This is a genomic window from Streptomyces sp. NPDC060366 (assembly GCF_042725135.1).
GTDB lineage: Bacteria > Actinomycetota > Actinomycetes > Streptomycetales > Streptomycetaceae > Streptomyces.
In genome coordinates, this window is record NZ_JBHXDC010000013.1 from 20,333 (window position 1) to 39,045 (window position 18,713).

The following is an 18,713-nucleotide window of genomic DNA, read 5'->3' on the forward strand; positions in this document are numbered from 1 at the left end:
CCAACTGGAGGTGTTTCGCGATGTTGATGCGCACCGAATCGTTCCGCGAACTCGACCGTCTCTCCCAGCTCATGGGCGCGACCGGTACCTGGTCCAAGCCGTCCGCGATGCCGATGGACGCCTACCGGGAAGGCGACGCCTATGTGATCGTGCTGGACCTGCCCGGCGTCTCCCCCGAGGCGATCGACATCGACGTGGAGCGGAACCTGCTGACCGTCAAGGCCGAGCGACGGCCCGCCGCCAATTCCGACGACGTGCGCATGGACCTTTCCGAGCGTCCCCTGGGGGTCTTCTCCCGCAAGGTCGTGCTGGCCGACACACTCGACCCGGAACGCATCGAGGCGGACTACAACGCAGGTGTCCTCACCCTGCGGATCCCCGTCGCCGAACGCGCCAAGCCCCGCAAGATCAGCGTCGGTGCGGGAGCACGGCGCAACGAATTGCGCACCTGAACAGGCTCACCACCGTCACAGTCCCCAACTCAACGATGAAGAAAGGCATCCGCCCGATGCACCCCCAGGCAGCGCCGTCGGCGCCGGTGACGACGTACGACCAGATGCTCGAACGGGTGAGGTACGAAGGCGCGTACCCCACCCGGGAGCGGGCCGAGCAGGCGGCGCGCGTCGTACTGGCGGCACTCGGCAGGCAGCTCCGTGCCGACGAGCGCGGCGAACTCGCCGCGTGCCTGCCCCCCGAGGCCGCACGGATCCTCAACTCCGAGCCCGCCGGCACCGAAACTCTCACCGGCTGGGGCTTCGTCAAGGAACTGGCCACGCGCACCGGAGGCACACCCGCCACCACGCGGTGGGACGTGGGCACGGTCCTTGCCGTGATCGCACACCTCGCCGGCGACGACCTCCTCGACCGCGTCCTCGCCCAACTCCCGCCCGGCTACGCCCTCCTGTTCGGCCGCGCCGAACTCATCCAGGCCGCCTGACACATCCGGCGGGCGAGGCCGTGTCCCGCCCGGACTCTCCGGGCGGGACACGGCCTCCACGACTGGAGCCAACATCTCGCCCGGAGGAATCCATGGAGACACCCAGAGCCCCAGCAGCGCGCGGCGAGCCGGCGATGAAAGTGACACTGCACAACGGTCGACCTGGCGTGATCGAGGTGACGGGTGAAGCCGATCTCGTCGGCGCCGGCCCGCTGTCCGAGGCGGTGGACCATGCGCTGAGCCGGCATCCCCATCTCGTCCTCGACCTCGCGGGCGTGACGTTTGCCGATTCCACGTTCCTCAACACCCTCCTCAGGGCCCGCCTCCTGGCACAGGAGAAGGAGGGAAGCGTCCACCTGTTGGCCCCAAGTACCGCCGTCCGCCATCTCCTGCAACTCACCGGCGCCGAAGTCTTCTTCCCCGTCCTCACCCCGGAGTAGCCGGGCCGCCATCGCCGAGCTCGTGCCCGAAACAGACATCAACCGGGGTCGTCTGAGGAACGTCAGCCTGCCGGCCGACTCGTGGTGGTGGTTCTCAGCGCGAGCTGGAATCAGCCGGTCCCGTGCGCGCCCTATCTCATGCTCTGGTCGGAGCAGCTGCAGGGGAGCAACACTAACGCCGAGATTCAGGCCGGATACTGCCATCCGTGCGTCCTGAACCACGGAGGTGGTGCTTCCCTTACCGCACCCGTACGTACGGCGGGCCTACGGATAGATCTCCGCACGGTCGACGCTGATCACCGGGCCACTGGCGGCGGGATTCCGTTCGCCGGTGACCCGGATGGTCAGCGTGTGTGCGCCCGGGGTCAAGGCCGGGCTGACGTACTGGAGCTGTTCGCCGACCCGGGGTGTGCCGTAGAAGTCCACCCGCTGCTCGGGCCCCCCGTCGACGGAGATTGCGGCGATGCCGTTGCCGGTGTCCTTCACCGAGAGGAGCGCGACGCGCGTGCCGGTGAAGCGGAAGGTGGCGGTGGCGTTCGTCGCGCCGCTCCAGTGGTCGTTGCCCCAGAAGCACTGGACGGCGCAGCCGGAACCGGACGACCAGGCGCCGCCGTAGGAGACCTGGAAGTCGCCGGTGCCCAGGTCCGTGTCGTTGATCGCGCGGGTACCCGGGCCGGGATCGCCCGACGGCAGGTCGATGGTGTACCCGAGCGACACGGGTGAGCCGAGCGCCGGCGTGCCGGCCGAGGTCCAGCCGATCTTCTGCACCCGGGTGGTGCGCCAGTTGTAGGTCACCGTGGAGGTGCTTTTCGCGTGGTAGGCGATCCAGTCCTCGGTGCCGTCGGGGGACTTGAAGAAGAAGTGGTGTCCGGGGCCGTACACGCCGTCGGCGTCGTCGCGGGACAGTAGCGGGCCCGGCTCCTGTCGCCAGCTGCCCGGATCGAGGGGGTTGGCGCCCGGGGCGAGGGACTTCGCCCAGACCGCGTAGTCGGGCTTGCCGGTGTCGCAGGCGGAGTACGTGAGGAAGAGCCGGCCCGCGCTGTTGGTGAGCGGCGTCGGACCCTCGCGCACCTCGGGGCAGTTGCCGGCGGCGGGCAGGTGGACGCGGGCGCCGGAGAGGGTCCAGGGGTTGCTCATCGGGGCGAGGAAGAGCTGGTTGCGCACGCCGTCGTCCCGCTCGCCGGACCAGGCGAAGTAGAGCCGGCCGCCGAACTGGAAGGGTTCGCCGTCGATGGCCCAGCGGTCGCTGCCGGGAGCGGCGATCTTGGCCTTGAAGTGGTACGGGCCCATGGGGTCGGTGCCGGCCGACTCCAGGACGTACATCCGGTGCGCGGAGTCCTGGCCGTCGCTGGCGGTGTAGTAGAGGTACCACCGGTCGCCGGAGCGGAACAGTGTGGGGGCCCAGACCTGCTGGTTACGGCTGGGGTCGCTGTCGCGCCAGACCTCTTTCGCGTCGGCGGTCAGGAGTGTGGCGATGCTCGGCGACCTCCAGATGCGCAGGGCGTCGCCCTGGGTGGTGGCGACGTAGTAGCTCCCCTGGTGGTGCACGAGAGTCGGGTCGGCGCCGGTGTTCACGGGATTGCGGAACCGGCCGGCGGCGACCGGGCCGGCGGGAGCGTCGGTGGGGGCTTCGGTGCTGATGGCCGTTGCGGCGGGGGCTGCGGTGGCGGGTGCCGTGTGGGCAGGTGTTGCGCCGGCGCTGAGGCCCGCGCCGAGGAAGAGAACCAGGAGCGCGGTGAGGGGACGCGCCAGACGGCCTGGGCGGCGGTCGAGCCGTACGAGTCTCATGAGGTGTGCCCTTCCATGCGATGCCATTGACGGTGTGGCGCAGGAGGTGCACGGGAGTTGTACCGCCGATTCCAACGTTGTACAAGCGCGGCGGGGCCGCCCCGCGTGAACATGGGACCGAGCCGCCCCGCCCGCTGGGAGCGCCGTCCGTGGAACAACTTCAGACCGGTCCCGCGACCGACGTCCCGTCAGCCGTCCACCAGGGCCGACGAACGCTCAGCGCACGATCCGACACGGATGTTCCGACCGCCGGTTCGTACACTGACGAAGGTGGAAGACCATACGGCCACCAAGATCTGTGCACGATGACCCTTCCCTAGATCTGGAATGAGGGAATCGGGCTGCGCGTCTTGACGGGGCCGGCCTCGCAGTCGTGACAGCGGTGCACGAGTGACTGGCTCGCGGCCGGAAAGGCTGCTGCCTCTCCAAGAGGGCGCGGCGCTGCGGCCCGAGTGGGGGTTCGTTCCCGCGAATCACCGTGTCCAGGACATCCACCATCGCCGTGTCCGCGAAGTCCGGTACGGCCACGTCCGTGAGTTCACAGCAGGTCGTGATCACGTCGAGAGAACTGCCGATCTTCTTCCGGGCCGCATCGCGCACAGCCCCACGTGCCTGCCGTTGCTCGCGTTCGGTGACGTCGATCAAGGAGATCACAGCGCCCAGTACGTCACCATTGCCGTCTTGGAGGCGGAACACTGAGATCGAGTAGATGTGCTCGGTGTCTGGCTCGGCGGTCGGACGGCCTGGCACGAGACGGTCGAAGACGGGTACACCGCTGTTCAGCACGGCGCGCGCCATCGCCTCTACGCCTTCGGGATCGGTCGCGTTGATGGCCTTGGCCACCGGTTGACCGACCAGACCTTCGATGGTCATGCCGCCGGAGGCGGTGTTGACGCGTTGAATGCGCAGCTCTGCGTCCACGATCAACAGCGCGACCGGCGTCTGCGTGAACAGCACATCCAACAGCGCCGCATCGACCTCGCCGCCGAGTTCACCGCTGTGGTTCGGGGCCACTCGCACCTCGCCTGCTCACTCTTCCACGGCACACCTCAAGGGAGCTGCGCAGACATGTATCCGTCGGCGGTGTACACATGATGAGGCCGCCCGGATTTTCGCTTAGTGGGGCCCGTGCCTCTCCGCAGTCTGCAGCCTCCTCGGTGTAGGAGACCAGCTCCCATGCGCCGATCAGTTGTTCGCGCAGCCCTTGGCTCAGGCCGTACGCCTTAGTCGTGTTCTTTCCGCCGATGCAGTCCGTCGAGCGGACCCGATTACACTGTCACTGGCGCACGCTGGCGACCCGCCAGACGCTCCGTCCCCGGGCGCCATAGAATCTGTTCTTCACTCGTAGGGCCTACGTGGTCCTCCCTGACGCAGCGATGCCTCCCGTGGAGATGGCGCCCCGATCGCCTCCGGGGAACCGGTATGCATCACCCATGCCAGACGATCCGCTCGCTTAACGCAACCGCGAGACTCCGCCGAACTGGCAACTCGAACCTCGGCCGAGGCGGCCGGCATCGGCATCTGCCTTGGTCCTCGGCTTCCTGGCTTGCGGTGGATCAGACGTCCAGACCGTGTTGACCCCTAACCACGGCTGCGCTGGGAACATCCTTCATGACGTTCGGTTGACGCTCTGGGCGCCCGCAGACGGGACGGCGAGTCGAGAAAAGGGCTCTGACTTGGTCCTTTCTGAGCCTTGCTCAGGCAGACATCTCTCCGATGACGCACCATGTGGAGTGCGTGGCGATCCTGGAGCCGACCGCAAAGGGCTCCTGACCTGCGGTTTTAGTGGGCGTTGCGAGCGATATCTCGACGCTGAAATGACGCTCATTTAACGCTCATTCTGGTGGAGTGTCAGGCGTACTGTCGGGCAGGTCGGACCCTGTCAACGCCTACGGGCGACGGGGACAGGTGACGCTGAGTGCAGACCGAATGAGTCCTGCTGGTCAGATGCATCAGAAGAGACCAGCGAAGGCGCTGAACTGCCCCAACGAGTGGCTGATCACCGCTGACCTACGCGAATGGCCTTTCACGACCGCCGACGACTCGGCACCAACGCTCCAGGATCCAGGCCGCACCACGCTGCCCCCACCCTTGAATGAAGCCGAAAGGCCAGAGGTGGCCTTGATGCCTCGTGATGTGGTTGAGGCTAGGGCGAGGTGGTGGGGTGCGGGGAGCGGAGTACAAGCAGGGTGATCTCGCTGGGGGCGAAGACTCGGAACGGCGGGCCCCAGAAACCGGTGCCGCGGCTGGTGTAGAGGAGAGTGCGCGCGCCGTGGCGGCTGAGTCCGGCGAGGGCGGGCTGGTCGAGGCGGACCAAGTGGTGGAAGGGCCAGATCTGGCCGCCGTGGGTGTGTCCGGAGAGCTGGAGGTCGACACCGCCCGCCGCGGCCCGGTCGACGAACGTGGGCTGATGGGCCAGGAGCAGGATGGGCAGATCGGGGTCGGCGCCCTCCAGGGCTCCGGCGAGGTGGGCTCGGTGTCCGGCCAGGCCAGAGGACTCGGCGGTGACGTCGTCCACGCCGGCCACCACGAGGGTGTTGCCGCCACGTTCGAGCAGGAGATGGCGGTTGCGCAGCGGCTCCCAGCCCAACTCCTCCATCAGGTCGACCCAGCCCTGGGCCTCGCTGTAGTACTCGTGGTTCCCGGTGACGTACACACGGGCCCGGGTTGCCCGCACGGTACCGAGTGGCACGGCCTGGGCGCGGCGGCGCTCGGCGGTGCCGTCCGCGATGTCGCCGGTGTGGCAGACCAGGTCGGCTTCCAAAGTGTTCACCGTCTCGCACACCCGTGCCGACCAGCGAGCACGATCGAGCGGACCGTAGTGGGTGTCAGTGATGAGGACGACCCGGAGGCCGTCCAACCCGGCACCCAGCCGTGGGAGTCGCACGTCGAGTCGGCGCACGCGCGGCACGCGACGGGCCTCGGCGTACCCCCAGCCGAGCAGTACGGCGCTGACGGCGAGGACGGTCCAGGTGACGGTCCGGGCCTGGTCCTGACCCTCGCCGACCCCGGCCACGGTCAGGACGAGCCGCAAGAGGACGCCGATCAGAACGGACCAGGTGAACAAAACCCAGCTGGTGCCCAGCAGGGTGTCACCTACGATCGCCGCCCGATCCTGCTGGCGCCGGCCGTGGCCGCGCGCCATCGCGAGCGGCATACCGACAAGACCGAGGGCGAACAGAGGTGTGCCGACGAGCGTGACGGGCAGCGGCCAGTGCTGCCCGGTGTACAGGAGCACCCAGCAGGGCACGGCCCAGAGCAGGATGGGAGCGATCAGAGGGATGTAGCGCATCAGGCGGCGCAGTCGGCTCCGCCGCGGCGCTTGCGCTTCGCCCTCGGCGGGCCGGGTGTCGCTGGTGTCGGTCACGCTTCGCCTCCTGACCAGGCTGCCGTCTCGCGCACTGTATCCGGTCGCCTTGGGCCGACCGGACCGGCGTTCATATGCTCGGCCCTTTAGGGCGAAGGGCCCTCCGCGAGATGGCAAGACGCCGCCGCAGACATTTTCGTCGGCATGAGCTGCGATCAGGGTGCTACTGCGTCGGCTTGGTACTGCCGCCAATCGAGCGCGCGGTCGACGGAACGACGGCTTAGCCTTCTTCTGCGATCCGAGATCGAAATGGGCCTCGAACTAGACCTCTCACCTGGGTGTTCGCCGGACAGTGAGGCGGCCTTCGTCTGATCATGTGCTCCGACCAAGGTGTACCGATCAAGACGAAGGCCGTGAAGTGAGTCTGCTGTCTGATGCCGGTCCCGGGGAAGTGTTCGCGAAGGCGTCACGCTTCCGGACCGACTTCTACGACTGCCTGACTGCCCGCGGTGACGCGTTGTTCGAGCTGACGGACGCGGTGCTGTGCACGGACGGGCCCATGCGGTCGCTGGTCGAGTTGGCCCTCGCGCTGAAACACCGTCGGGCCACGGCTCTCCCTACGTCGGGTTGAACCAGGGCCGGATCGACGTCGGCCGACTGCGTCGTCCCCTAGGGAGCGTATTGGGTCGTGATCAATCTGCGAGTTTTGCCTGCGTGGCGGGGCCTGGACAGGTACACCTTCTTGGGTGACTTGCGCGCAACTGACTGATTCAGAGTGGGAGTTCATCGAGCCGTATCTGCCGATCGGCGAGTACGGCCCGTACCCCGAGCGGCTGAGGCAACAGTTCGAGGGCGTGATCTGGCGGTTCAAAACGGGCGGGCAGTGGCGGGAGATGCCGACGGTTCGGCGCCTGGTCGACCGTCCACAACCGCTTCCGGCAGTGGCGTGACGCCGGAGTTTTCAGAGCCCTGATGGAGGGCGTGATCGCACAGGCCGCGAAGCGGGGCGAGGTGGACCCTGTCCCTGGTCAGCATCGACTCCACCACCGCGCGGGCCCATCACGATGCGGTCGGCATGCACCTGGACGAGGACGTCCTCACCGCTCTGGAGAAGGCTGCCGCCGAGGCGGAGAAGGCCAGGTCAAAGGGGGCGACCGCGACGAACAAACCGGGCAGCGGACCGAAAGCAACCCTCAGCGGGAAGAGCGACGACGCATCCGGCGACGGCGCGAACTCCGGCTGAAGGCCGCCCTCCTCGGACGCTCCAGGGGCGGGCAGACCAGCAAGATTCATGTCGCCGGCGACCGGAAGTGCCGCCCGCTGGCGTTCATCCTGACCGCGGGGCAGGCCGCTGACAATCCGCAGTTCATCCCGGTACTGAAGAAGATACGGGTCCGCAGGCCCGTCAGCCACGACGCCGACCTCTACAAAGAGCGGAACACCGTCGAGCGTCTGATCAACAAGTTGAAAGCCTGGCGAGGCATCGCCACCCGCTACGACAAGACCCCGACAGCTATCTCGCCCGCCTCCACCTGCGCGCCTCGATGATCTGGCTCAGAGAACTCACCCGGACCACCTGGTGATCGAACCACATACGCTCCCTAGGCGCCCGTGACGCCGTCGACGGCTTCGCGTATCAGGTCCGCGTGACCGTTGTGACGGGCGTACTCCTCGATCATGTGGATCAGGATCCAGCGCAGGGACACACTGTCCTCGCCGAGGACGGCGGCGTTCTCCTCCGACAGCCTGCCGGGGGCGTCGAGCGGAGCGTCGGCGATCAGCTCACGGCTGCGTTCCACCTCCGTCTGCCAGGTCACCAGCGCCTCCTCGAGGGTCCGGTCCGGGTCGAGGGTGAATCCGAACCCGCCGTGGTCCCCGAACAGCAGCGCCACGTCCTCGCCGGCGAACACGCGGCTGAACCAGTTCCGCTCGATCTCCGCCAGGTGCTGGACCAGGCCGATCATCGTCATGGACGAGGGCACTACGGCCGTCCTGCGCGCCTGCGTGTCGTCGAGGCCCGCGCACTTCAGCGCCAAAGTGGACCGGTGGAAGTCCAACCAGGCCGTGAGCATGGTGCGTTCGTCGGCGTGCGCGGGCGGGACCGGGCGTCCGTCGGGTGTGGTCGTCATGTACGGCACCTTGGCACACGCCGCTGACACCGGTCCCGGGCCACGTGGTACGGCGTTCCGGCCGCCTCGTATGCTGCGCGGATGAGTGATCAGAGGATGAACGCGCCCGTGGCGGGCGGCGTCGGGGACGCGGCCGGGGCCGGAGTGCCCGCTCCAGGTGGGCAGCGCACGGGAAGGAGCGCCGGGGCGTCCGTACTCGCCACGCTCTGGGTGCTGCTGGTCGCCTGGGGGATCGCCGCCGGCAACACCGGACTCGCCTACGTCACGCTGGGCTTGGACTTCATCCCGATCGCGGCGGGCGTGCTCGGCTGCCTGGTCTTCGTGATCGTGCTGCGGCTGCTCCACAGGGCGTGGTGGCTCGCCGTCCTCTCCGTGGTCCCCGCGCTCTTCATTCTCGTCGGGTCCGTCCAGTACGCCCCCGAGGCGGCGCTCGACCGACGTGGCGTCCGCGAGACCGTCACGATCACTGCGGACAGCGCGGCGGGAACGGCGAGCAAGAACCACCGGTTCACACTGGTCGGGCCGGGCGGTGAACTCGACGAGACCCTCGAGTACCGGGGAAGCAACCCCGGTTACCGGGTGGGCGACCGCATCGAGATCCTCCGGGACCCGGAAGGCGCCGTCCCGCTGGAGGACGCCGCGGACGTCGACCCCGAAGGCAGGCTCGGCGGCCTCGTCACGGGAGTCGCCGCGTGGACGGGCATGACGCTGCTCGCGGGCTGGCGCGGCCATGTGCGCCGACGGGAGAACCGCCGGGCGTGGAGCGGCACGATCTAGGAAGGCACGGGCGACGGGGCCCCGTGCGGGACAGGGACTTGGGGACGGCGCCGTCGCAGCCCACCTCGCCGGCCTCAACCTGCGCGTCTCGATGATCTGGCTCAGAGAACTCACCCGGACCGCCTGGTGATCGCAACCACATACGCTCCCCAAGGGCTGTCCCGCAAAGAGTCGGTGGGACGAGGGCCGCCAAGGCGCCGGTGCGGCTGGGTGGATAGCGTGTAGAGGTTCATGCATGAAGCAACGGGCCTTGGGGGACACGTGGGACGCAGCTGGTTACCCGTGGAGAATGCGGGCGCCAGCGACCTCTGGCTCTTCGTCGAACCGTACGGTGAGGACTACTGGCTGAAGCCCGGGGAGGCCTTCGTGGTCGCTCCGGAGGCTGCGGGGATCGATGTCTGCTTCTCTATCGCTGTCTGCCAGGAGGGCATCACGGTGTGGCTCTATGAGGACGGTGACCCGACCAAGGTCGTCCTGGAGTACGGCGAGCGGCTGGAGTGCGGGCACCAGAGGCCCTCGAAGCCGGCGGGCTCCGGCCCGACCGAGCCGGGCTGAGCCCTCTCGCTCACCGGGTCAGTGCAAGATTGTGCAGCTGGGCAATGCCCAACATGGCGTGGTGGACGCCGTCGCCTTTCAGGCGGCAGTCGCGGAGGACCTTCCAGGTCTTCATGCGGGCGAAGGTGTGCTCGACTCGGGCGCGGACTTTCCGGTGGGAGGTGTTGTGGGCTTCCTTCCAGGCCGGCAGCTCGCTCTGGCCGGGTTCTCGGCGGTGCGGGATGATGAGACCGGTGCCGCGGTAGCCGCCGTCGGCGATTACGGTGGTGTTGCCGACCGAGCTCTTGACTCCGGACAGTTCCCACGCCTTGCAGTCGTTGCGGTTGCCGGGCACGGGCCGTCCGACAGAGACGACAAGGCGTGAGTCGGCATCGATGACGACCTGGTGGTTGGTCGAGTAGCGGTAGTTCTTGGACTGCTCCGCCACATTGTGGTCCCGTGTCGGCACCAGGGTGCCGTCCACGATCAGCACTGTGTCTCTGCGGAAGCGGCTCCGCAGCCGCAGCGCGAGTAGGGGCCCGAGGTGGCTCACCACTCGGCCCGCAGCCGATTTCGAAATCCCGAACAAGGGAGCCAACTGCCGTAAGGTCAGGTTAGTCCGCCAGTACGCGGCAACCAGCAACACCCGGTCTTCCAGCGGAAGACTCCACGGACGGCCCCTGTGGACCAAGGGCGGGCATCCGGCCCGCAGCATGGTGATCAGTTTCCCGAACTGCTTCGGACTCAGCCCGGAGTACGGCGCTATCCATGACGGCTCCGACGCCGTGATCACAACCCCCACATGGAGATCATCTCAGCCGTGGTCCTGGCACCCCTGCACGGTTCAGATCTACGGGCCCTGGATCTGCCCGCCGAGGTCAGTAGAGCCAGCGGTCCAGCAACCCTGGCCAGAGGAACCCTTCATAGCCCTTGAAGGCTGGCGGGTCGATCTCCTTCAGCTCCTCGGCCTGCCGGTTCAACTCGGCGAAAGCCATCCTTCCTCGTCTTCGGAGAGGTACTCCTCGGGGCCGTCCGGCTCACTGAGAAGCTCTGAGACTCTGACGCGACTGGCGTAACAGTGAAGGACGTCGAGCCACACGCCGACACCGGAGTTGGCGAACCATGCCTCCCCATCCGGCGTGACAAAGTAGACCGCCCCGGCCTCCGGCTCGACACCGAACGATGACCGCTCGTCCTGATCATCGAGGTCTGCCTGCTCGGTGAGACGGTAGAGCGGGCCCCTGGACGAGAGCAGGGCCGGCTCAACCTCGCTCTGCATCACGACTCGCTCGATGAGGCGCGGAGCTACCGGGATGCCCACCTCGACGAGCTGTGCCTTCATGAAGCTCGGAATCCGCCAGCCGGCCACAACGTCTCGCCCGGCTCGCGTGACATGCCCCGGACCGGCCCACTCAGCCAGCTGGCCGTGCGTCGCCATCGAACGATCCTCTTCAGTCGGCTGTGCTCCTGACCCTATCGAGCCGCTCTTGCGTCACGGCACGGCCGCACTTGCGGGACAGCCTTTAGTGGCATTAAGGCTTGCGTAACGGCGCTGCTCGGAGCGGGTATCCCCGGCCGGAGTGGGGCCACGGGATGCCCGTCTGCGGTCGTGGCCGACTGTCTCCCTGATCGGCGTACAGAAATCTATGTCCGCCGGAGTAGACATTGGGTGGTGGTGTGGTTATGGTTTCTCTCGTAGCCCAGAGAGACAGCAGGGCCTGGCAGAGACGAACTGCCGGGCAGATGTACGGAAGTTGCAGTTCGCAGGACGGTACGGCAGTGGAGTTCCGAAGCCAGAGCGATTGCAGGACGGTGACGGGACTGACGGCCGGACCGGGTGGCCGGCAGTGATCAGGGGCCGCCACGAGCAGTGCCGCAGTGAAACAAGTGCGGTACCAGCAGTGAAGTAACTGAGCAGCACCTCGGTGAAGGCGTCGGCTGCGGGCGCGCGTGCCGGGAGGTTCGGCAGTGGGGTTCTAAGCCAGAGCAGACGCAGGACGGGCGACGGGGCTGGCTGTCGAAGTGGCGCTCACTCAGGTCACCAGCAGTTCGCATCACCAGTGGTGCAGAGCAGTGCGCAGTACCAGCAGTAGGTAAGTAATTGATCCCAGAGGGAAGAACGGAGGAGTTGAGCGCCATCAGGATCGCCCGGGCGGAAGTCTTGAGCCCGGGTACCGCAGGACATCGATAGTGAGGTGGTCTCCGGTCAAGCAACCGCGATCCCCGCATCCCCGACAACTTCCAGGTCGGGTCGGCGGAAACAGAAGGCCGGCGCAGTATCTGGGTCGGCAGATGGTGTAGCAGTTCCTTCGGGGCCCGGGTGCCATATGGCACCCGGGCCCCTCCACGCGTTCAACGGAGAGGTGCAAATGACAGCAGACGACTCGTTCAGCCGGCTCGATGACGACGACTATCCCGCCTACACGATGGGCCGGGCCGCAGAAATGCTCGGCACCACCCAGGGCTTCCTCCGCGCCATCGGCGAAGCCCGCCTGATCACCCCGCTGCGCTCCGAGGGCGGCCACCGGCGCTACTCCCGCTACCAGCTGCGCATCGCCGCCCGTGCCCGGGAGCTCGTCGACCAGGGCACCCCCATCGAGGCCGCCTGCCGCATCGTCATCCTCGAAGACCAGCTCGAGGAAGCCCAGCGCATCAACGCCGAATATCGCAACGCCGCCAAAGGGGCGGGTCCGCCCGTGGCTTGAGGCAGCGCGCCCGCCGGAATCCGCAGGTCATCGCACAGCGTGTCAGGATGTGGCGCCGGGGTGTCCCTCTGGTGGCAGGGTGCACCGGTGCGCTACGCGCCCGACTTCCTGCATGCCGACGGAGCGGCCGTTCCCACTCTGACCGTGGCAGCCCTTCACTGCGCACTACATCGCCATCATTTTGGCCATCCACTGACCGCCGCTCCGACCTGTGTCGAGACCGGCCACGGGCCGATGGGGCCGACGCCGGGCGAGACGGTGCCGTCGGATTAGTTGTGCCCTCCGACCTTGAACAGTGCCCACTTTTCCTGAAACGCTACGCTCCGAGCGGGGCAATATCTATAACCGCGAGATGAGGGTTTAACGCGCAGTGCGGGGAGTGTTTTTACGGCAACCAACGGAGCGAATTTATTCACCGCACGCGGGTCGCCACCTCATGCTACTGTCGATCTCAGTTGCAGTTGTGGTACCCAAAACTTCAAGCTTCTGCGTGGGCATTTTCGGCCGACAGAAGCTTCATTGTATTTCCGGTTGTTCTCCGGGTGGGGCATCATCGCGGCGACCCGGAATCCGTGCATTACGGGTCCCGGCGTACTGCCCCTAAAGGAGATGTGACATGGCGTCAGGTACTGTGAAGTGGTTCAACGCGGCTAAGGGTTTCGGCTTCATCGAGCAGGATGGTGGCGGCGCTGACGTGTTCGCCCACTTCTCGAACATCGCCGCCGAGGGCTTCCGTGAGCTGCTCGAAGGCCAGAAGGTCACCTTCGACATCGCGACGGGCCAGAAGGGCCCGACGGCCGAGAACATCGTTCCCGCCTGACGTGTACGTCGTAGCTGGGGCCCACACCCTCGGGGTGTGGGCCCCAGCTACGGGCATTTCCCACGGCGGTGTCACCTGTGGAACAGCGCCGCCAACAGCCCTATCCTCAGGTGCGCACTTTTTCAGCGCTGCACCGGTCGACGCATGGAATTTCACGTCCACATGACGTCACCTATTTCATCGCCTGCACCCCGCACCGGATTCACTGCAAAGCCACATTCTCTTTTCGCATCCCAGTCGGTTCGTTCTTGTGATTCCCCGCGCTGTTCTTCTGCAGCGGGAATTCCTTGATGCGCGCCGTATCAAGGAAGGTTCTCGATGAACCCCACCCGTACGAACGCCCGTTCCTCCCGCCGCCGCCGGACCGAAGGCCCCGCTTTCGGGTCCACCGCCGGAACGGGCCGGGGCGCCCGCTTCAGCTCGCCCGCCCCGACCCGTTCCGGCGGCACGGGCCGCTCGGGCAGCCACGGCCGACGGCCCGCAGCGGGCCAGGGAGAGTTCGCCCTGCCTAAGACGATCACGCCCGCGCTGCCCGCGGTCGAGGCGTTCGGCGATCTCGACATGCCTGCCCAACTGCTGGCCACACTGACCAAGCAAGGCGTGAGCGTTCCGTTCCCGATCCAGGGCGCCACCCTGCCCAACACCCTCGCGGGCCGCGACGCCCTGGGACGCGGGCGCACCGGTTCCGGCAAGACCCTCGCCTTCGGCCTGGCCCTGCTGGCCCGCACCGCCGGTCAGCGTGCCGAGCCCCGCCAGCCGCTGGCCCTGGTCCTCGTGCCGACGCGTGAGCTGGCACAACAGGTAACCGACGCACTCACCCCCTACGCCCGCTCGGTGAGGCTGCGCCTGGCCACCGTCGTCGGCGGAATGTCGATCGGCAGGCAGGCCAACGCGCTGCGCGGTGGTGCCGAGGTCGTCGTGGCGACGCCGGGCCGGCTCAAGGACCTCATCGACCGCGGCGACTGCCGGCTCAACCAGGTCGCGATCACCGTCCTGGACGAGGCCGACCAGATGGCCGACATGGGCTTCATGCCCCAGGTCACCGCACTGCTCGACCAAGTACGCCCCGAGGGCCAGCGGATGCTGTTCTCCGCGACTCTCGACCGTAACGTCGACCGCCTGGTCCGCCGTTACCTCACCGACCCGGTTGTCCACTCCGTCGACCCGTCCGCGGGCGCGGTCACCACGATGGAGCACCACGTGCTGCACGTCCACGGCGCCGACAAGCACCGGACGACGACGGAGATCGCGGCCCGCGAAGGCAGGGTGATCATGTTCCTGGACACCAAGCACGCTGTCGACCGGCTGACACAGGACCTGCTGGACAGCGGGGTGCGGGCCGCCGCCCTGCACGGCGGGAAGTCGCAGCCGCAGCGCACCCGGACCCTGGCCCAGTTCAAGACCGGGCACGTCACCGTGCTCGTGGCCACGAACGTCGCCGCCCGTGGCATCCACGTCGATGACCTCGACCTCGTCGTCAATATCGACCCGCCGACCGACCACAAGGACTACCTCCACCGCGGCGGCCGAACCGCGCGGGCCGGGGAATCCGGCAGCGTCGTCACCCTGGTCACCCCCAACCAGCGCCGGGACATGACGCGCCTTATGGCAGCGGCCGGCATCGTGCCCCAGATCACCCAGGTCCGCTCCGGCGATGAGGCACTCAGCCGGATCACCGGAGCACAAGCCCCTTCCGGCATTCCCGTGACGATCACCGCTCCGGCCCCCGAGCGGCGTCAGCGCAGCACGTCCTCACGCGGCCGGCGCAGCCCCTCTTCGGCTGCCCGGCGCATGACAGCGCGGCAGACCTCCTTCGACGCGGCGGCGTGAAAACCTCGTGATCAGGAAACTGACCCACCAATGCAAGAGGCACCTTTTGACGCTGGTTCAGATGCAGCCCCGCCCGGCGAGTGCCACTCCCGTACACAGGACGGCGGCCGACGCCATGGACACCGGCGGACCGCAGGTCTGTGACGACATGACCGTCGAGGTCGCCCTGTCCGTCATGGCCAGTGCCCGCACCGGGCACCTGCTCGTCTGCGACAACGACGGCCTGTGCACCGGACTTCTCACCCAGGCCCAGCTCACCGCGGCCCGTGACAGCTCCGCGTACACCGACCGGATCCAGCTGCGCGACATTCTCGGCGACCGAGGACCGTTCACCCGTCCCGTGTCCACCATGGCCGAAGCCGAGCACACGATCCTCTACAGCCAGGTCGACGCCCTGCCGGTCGTCGACGAACACGGCAGCGCTCCGGGCGTCCTCGCCGTTGCCCGCTGAACCGCCTCACCGCGGCAGAACCATTCCCTCTTCGCTCCTCTCCCTGTGAGGCATCATGCGCTGTGTCATCGCCCGCTTCCCGTTCGACCTCACCAAGAGCGGCGTCCTTGAATCGATGAAGGGCGTCAAGCCCGAGCAGGCTTCCGGCGAGTCCGTGATCATCGGTCGCCGCACCTACCCCGTCAAGCAGGTCGGACAGGTCGTCACACGCCAGGACCGCCGCGACTTCAGCGCCGGCGAAGTCCTGCGGGCCATGACCCGGCTCGGCTTCACCTGCCGCGGCCTTCCGGCCGCCGCGCCCACGCGCGTCCTCAACCCGTTCCAACAGGCTTCCGAGATGCTCGGCGCCCCCGCGGCCCTCTGACAGACGGGCAGGCGCGCGCCGCCACCAGAACAACGAGTGAGGGTCCGACCGGAAGCCGGTCGGACCCTCACCGCGTACCCAGGCACTCTCGGCACGACGCTGGATCAGTGACCGGAGTAGCTGAAGTCGCCGAGAGGTCCAGCCCATCTCGGGGATCCCCACCGCACCCGCAGAACCCGACCTAACGGAAATGCGGATACATGGGCTGCGATACCCGGACCAAGATCCTCGACGCGGCCGAGCACCTCGCACTGATGTCCTTGATCGCCACGCGGTACATCCCGTTCGCCGAGCGCGGTTACCGCGGCACCTCGGTCCGCGCGATCACCGACCTCGCCGGAGCGACCCTGGCCGCTGTCGGTTATCACTTCGGCTCGAAGGCGGAACTCCTGGCCGCGGTCGCCCGCCGCGTGACCAGGCCCATCACAGTCGCGCAGTGTGCCGGGCTCGACAAACTGCTCGCCCGGACTTCGGACCCGCCGTCGCCGAACCGATGGAAGCATTCGCAGGGCCGCTCTTCGACGAGATGCTCGCTGGCGATGAGAGCGGAGCCCGGACGTCCCGGCTGATCGTGACGATCCTCGTTCCTGCTGTCAGTTTGTTTCCACGTCAGCGGGTTGTCCCGCGGCCTGCGCTCGATACCGCCCTGGTGTAGTGCCGAACTCCCGTTGGAAGGCATGTGAGAGCGCGTACGGGCTGCCGTAGCCGACTCGGTCGGCGATGGTGGCCAGAGTGTCCGGGGTGTCGCGGAGCAGGGTGGCGGCGCGGATCACGCGCCACCAGGTGAGGTACGCCATCGGAGGGCGGCCGACCAGGGCGGTGAACCGCCGCGCCAGGGTGGGACGGGAGACGCCCGCCTCCGCCGCCAGACGGTCATTGCTCCACGGCGCGGCCGGATTCGAATGCAGTGCCCGCAGGGCGGCGGCCGTCACCGGGTCGCCCAGTGCGCGGGGCCAGGCCCCGCTGGTGGTCTCGGTCATCCAGGAGCGGATCATGTAGACGAGGAGGAGGTCGAGCAGGTTCGGGAGCGCTACGCAGGAGCCGGGCCGCACCTCGTCCAACTCACCGGCGAGCAGGTCGATCGCGGCGCGGAGCTCGAGGTGGCTGCCTACTCGGCTGGGAAGGTGGACGACCTCGGGCAGCTCTGCCATGAGCGGGTGCATGCGGCTGCAGTCGAGCCGGTACTTGCCGCAGAGCATCTCCGTCCCGTCGCGGTCGGGCCGGGCTCGTGGCCCTGTCTCCACAAGCCATTGCTCGAAGGGCACCGCCTCCTCCGCAGCGACCGTCGAGTCGATGGGAGAACTGGCGATCACATGGCCGCTGCCGTGAGGCAGCAGCACCGCGTCACCCACGCCGAGGGATACCGGGGCGCCGCCGTCGGTCAGTAGCCAGCAGTGGCCCTTGAGGACGACGTGGAAGCCCGCGCCGTCGTACGGGTCCAGCCGTATGCACCAGCTCCCGCTCGTTCGCACCCGGTGGAACCACGGGTGCCCGAGGTGCACGGCGGAGATCGCGTCACTCACCACATCCATCCAGCCAGAATATCTACCGCATGAAGTGTGAGACGGATTCGTATTTTATTGAGCTGGCCACGCATTGAGAGGCTCGTTCGATCTTTCTTAAGGTCGAGCACATGACGAACGAGAACGAGCGTGTGCAGAGCATGGTGCTGGGGGAAGTCGAGGTCATCCGCGTCGTTGAGTGGCACGAACCCTTCCTGACTGCCTCCGGCATGTTCCCGGGAGCTGCCACCGACGTATGGAAGGACAACGAGGACTGGCTGGCACCGGATCACTGGGAGCCGGACAGCGACGTGGTGGTGCTCGCCCTGCAGAGCTGGGTGCTGCGCAGCGCGGGCCGGACCGTCCTGGTCGACACCGGAGCGGGGAACGGGCGCGAGCGACCGGGCATGGGGCCGTTCCACCACGCCCGGAGTGATCTGCCCGGCCTCCTGGCGAGGGCCGGTGTGCGCCCGCAGGATGTCGACCTCGTCGTGAACACCCACCTCCACGTCGATCACGTCGGCTGGAACACCGTCGACGCGGACGGGCATTGGGTACCGGCGTTCCCCAACGCCCAATACCTCATTCCGGCCGCCGACGACTTCCACTACGGTCCGGACAACGCGTACGGGAACGGCGCGCAGGAGGCCGACCGCCTGATCTACGAAGACAGCATCGCGCCCATCCACCAGGCCGGACAAGCCGTGCTGTGGGACGGCCTGCACCGCATCGACGAACACCTCACCCTGGAGTCCGCACCCGGCCACACCCCCGGCTCATCCGTGCTGCGACTCGCATCCGGCAGCGACCGGGCGGTCTTCGTCGGAGATCTGCTGCACAGCCCGCTGCAGATCCTGCACCCCTGCTGCAACAGCAACGCCTGCCTGGCCCCGGAGCAAGCGGTGGCCAGCCGCCGTCGGATTCTCGGGCGGGCGGCGGACGAACGGGAGCTGCTCGTTCCCGCGCACTTCGGTGGCGCAGGGGCCCTGGAAGTACGACGGGACAGTGACAGGTTCGCAGTCGGCCCATGGGCAACAGCCAGCCGGAAAAAGAGTGCGTCCGCCTTCGAGTGAGCCGTGACCTCATCCGCTTACCGCCCCGCCGCCCTTCGAAGCCCTCGACCCCTCGG

Annotated in this window: 19 protein-coding genes and 2 pseudogenes; 14 read left to right on the plus strand and 7 right to left on the minus strand. The window is 67.6% G+C overall.

Annotation, left to right across the window (positions count from 1 at the left end; translation table 11 throughout):
- Positions 1-20 precede the first annotated feature (20 nt).
- The 3 genes from ACFWHU_RS27335 (at position 21) to ACFWHU_RS27345 (ending at position 1,377) form a co-directional block, all read left to right on the plus strand.
- Positions 21-452: an Hsp20/alpha crystallin family protein gene (locus tag ACFWHU_RS27335; protein ID WP_385804552.1), complete on the plus strand. Its 432-nt coding sequence runs from the start codon at positions 21-23 to the stop codon at positions 450-452.
- A 35-nt stretch (positions 453-487) separates the two neighbouring features.
- Positions 488-937 (plus strand): DUF2267 domain-containing protein, encoded by a 450-nt coding sequence (locus ACFWHU_RS27340; RefSeq protein WP_385804554.1) that lies wholly within the window; start codon positions 488-490, stop codon positions 935-937.
- A gap of 92 nt (positions 938-1,029) precedes the next feature.
- The gene (locus ACFWHU_RS27345; RefSeq protein ID WP_385804555.1) at positions 1,030-1,377 is read left to right on the plus strand and encodes an STAS domain-containing protein; all 348 of its coding nucleotides are present in this window, start codon (positions 1,030-1,032) and stop codon (positions 1,375-1,377) included.
- 264 nt (positions 1,378-1,641) lie between these two features.
- Here the strand turns inward: ACFWHU_RS27345 and ACFWHU_RS27350 are convergent, their stop codons facing one another.
- From ACFWHU_RS27350 to ACFWHU_RS27360, 3 genes are all read right to left on the minus strand, one after another.
- Positions 1,642-3,165, minus strand: a complete 1,524-nt coding sequence (locus tag ACFWHU_RS27350; protein WP_387227964.1) for a family 43 glycosylhydrolase — start codon at positions 3,163-3,165, stop codon at positions 1,642-1,644.
- Between the two features lie 216 nt (positions 3,166-3,381).
- On the minus strand, positions 3,382-4,179 hold the full coding sequence (locus ACFWHU_RS27355) for a PAS domain-containing protein (protein WP_387227966.1): 798 nt from the start codon (positions 4,177-4,179) through the stop codon (positions 3,382-3,384).
- 1,132 nt (positions 4,180-5,311) lie between these two features.
- Entirely contained in the window at positions 5,312-6,532 is a 1,221-nt protein-coding gene (locus ACFWHU_RS27360; RefSeq protein ID WP_387227968.1) for a metallophosphoesterase, read from the minus strand.
- 358 nt (positions 6,533-6,890) lie between these two features.
- Between ACFWHU_RS27360 and ACFWHU_RS27365 the strand changes: the two are divergent.
- Positions 6,891-7,153 (plus strand): annotated as a pseudogene (locus ACFWHU_RS27365) (transposase); the annotation flags it as partial.
- A 65-nt stretch (positions 7,154-7,218) separates the two neighbouring features.
- Positions 7,219-8,055: pseudogene (locus ACFWHU_RS27370) on the plus strand (IS5 family transposase).
- Positions 8,056-8,073: 18 nt separating this feature from the next.
- Here the strand turns inward: ACFWHU_RS27370 and ACFWHU_RS27375 are convergent.
- Positions 8,074-8,601 carry a DinB family protein gene (locus tag ACFWHU_RS27375; protein ID WP_385804097.1) on the minus strand — a complete coding sequence of 176 codons (528 nt, stop codon included), beginning with the start codon at positions 8,599-8,601 and terminating at the stop codon, positions 8,074-8,076.
- Between the two features lie 81 nt (positions 8,602-8,682).
- Between ACFWHU_RS27375 and ACFWHU_RS27380 the strand changes: the two genes are divergently transcribed.
- Together ACFWHU_RS27380 and ACFWHU_RS27385 are read left to right on the plus strand one after the other, a co-directional pair.
- Positions 8,683-9,378, plus strand: a complete 696-nt coding sequence (locus ACFWHU_RS27380) for a hypothetical protein (protein WP_385804094.1) — start codon at positions 8,683-8,685, stop codon at positions 9,376-9,378.
- A 282-nt stretch (positions 9,379-9,660) separates the two neighbouring features.
- Entirely contained in the window at positions 9,661-9,933 is a 273-nt protein-coding gene (locus ACFWHU_RS27385; RefSeq protein WP_387227971.1) for a hypothetical protein, read from the plus strand.
- 10 nt (positions 9,934-9,943) lie between these two features.
- Here ACFWHU_RS27385 and ACFWHU_RS27390 read toward each other — a convergent pair whose 3' ends face one another.
- A complete protein-coding gene (locus tag ACFWHU_RS27390; protein ID WP_387227973.1) occupies positions 9,944-10,714 on the minus strand; it encodes a transposase in 771 nt (256 codons plus the stop codon).
- Positions 10,715-10,888: 174 nt separating this feature from the next.
- On the minus strand, positions 10,889-11,350 hold the full coding sequence (locus ACFWHU_RS27395) for an SUKH-4 family immunity protein (RefSeq protein WP_387227975.1): 462 nt from the start codon (positions 11,348-11,350) through the stop codon (positions 10,889-10,891).
- 931 nt (positions 11,351-12,281) lie between these two features.
- Between ACFWHU_RS27395 and ACFWHU_RS27400 the strand changes: the two genes are divergently transcribed.
- The 6 genes from ACFWHU_RS27400 (at position 12,282) to ACFWHU_RS27425 (ending at position 16,651) form a co-directional block, all read left to right on the plus strand.
- Positions 12,282-12,617 (plus strand): MerR family transcriptional regulator, encoded by a 336-nt coding sequence (locus tag ACFWHU_RS27400; RefSeq protein WP_078073466.1) that lies wholly within the window; start codon positions 12,282-12,284, stop codon positions 12,615-12,617.
- A 616-nt stretch (positions 12,618-13,233) separates the two neighbouring features.
- A complete protein-coding gene (locus ACFWHU_RS27405; RefSeq protein WP_214930018.1) occupies positions 13,234-13,437 on the plus strand; it encodes a cold-shock protein in 204 nt (67 codons plus the stop codon).
- 318 nt (positions 13,438-13,755) lie between these two features.
- Entirely contained in the window at positions 13,756-15,267 is a 1,512-nt protein-coding gene (locus tag ACFWHU_RS27410; protein ID WP_387227978.1) for a DEAD/DEAH box helicase, read from the plus strand.
- 46 nt (positions 15,268-15,313) lie between these two features.
- A complete protein-coding gene (locus ACFWHU_RS27415; RefSeq protein ID WP_387227981.1) occupies positions 15,314-15,718 on the plus strand; it encodes a CBS domain-containing protein in 405 nt (134 codons plus the stop codon).
- A gap of 55 nt (positions 15,719-15,773) precedes the next feature.
- Positions 15,774-16,082: an SCO5918 family protein gene (locus tag ACFWHU_RS27420; RefSeq protein WP_381904350.1), complete on the plus strand. Its 309-nt coding sequence runs from the start codon at positions 15,774-15,776 to the stop codon at positions 16,080-16,082.
- Positions 16,083-16,282: 200 nt separating this feature from the next.
- On the plus strand, positions 16,283-16,651 hold the full coding sequence (locus ACFWHU_RS27425) for a TetR/AcrR family transcriptional regulator (RefSeq protein ID WP_387227983.1): 369 nt from the start codon (positions 16,283-16,285) through the stop codon (positions 16,649-16,651).
- A 24-nt stretch (positions 16,652-16,675) separates the two neighbouring features.
- Here the strand turns inward: ACFWHU_RS27425 and ACFWHU_RS27430 are convergent, their stop codons facing one another.
- A complete protein-coding gene (locus ACFWHU_RS27430) occupies positions 16,676-17,614 on the minus strand; it encodes a cupin domain-containing protein (protein WP_387227985.1) in 939 nt (312 codons plus the stop codon).
- 101 nt (positions 17,615-17,715) lie between these two features.
- Here ACFWHU_RS27430 and ACFWHU_RS27435 point away from each other — a divergent pair, with 101 nt between their 5' ends.
- A complete protein-coding gene (locus ACFWHU_RS27435) occupies positions 17,716-18,657 on the plus strand; it encodes an MBL fold metallo-hydrolase (protein WP_387227987.1) in 942 nt (313 codons plus the stop codon).
- Positions 18,658-18,713: the final 56 nt, after the last annotated feature.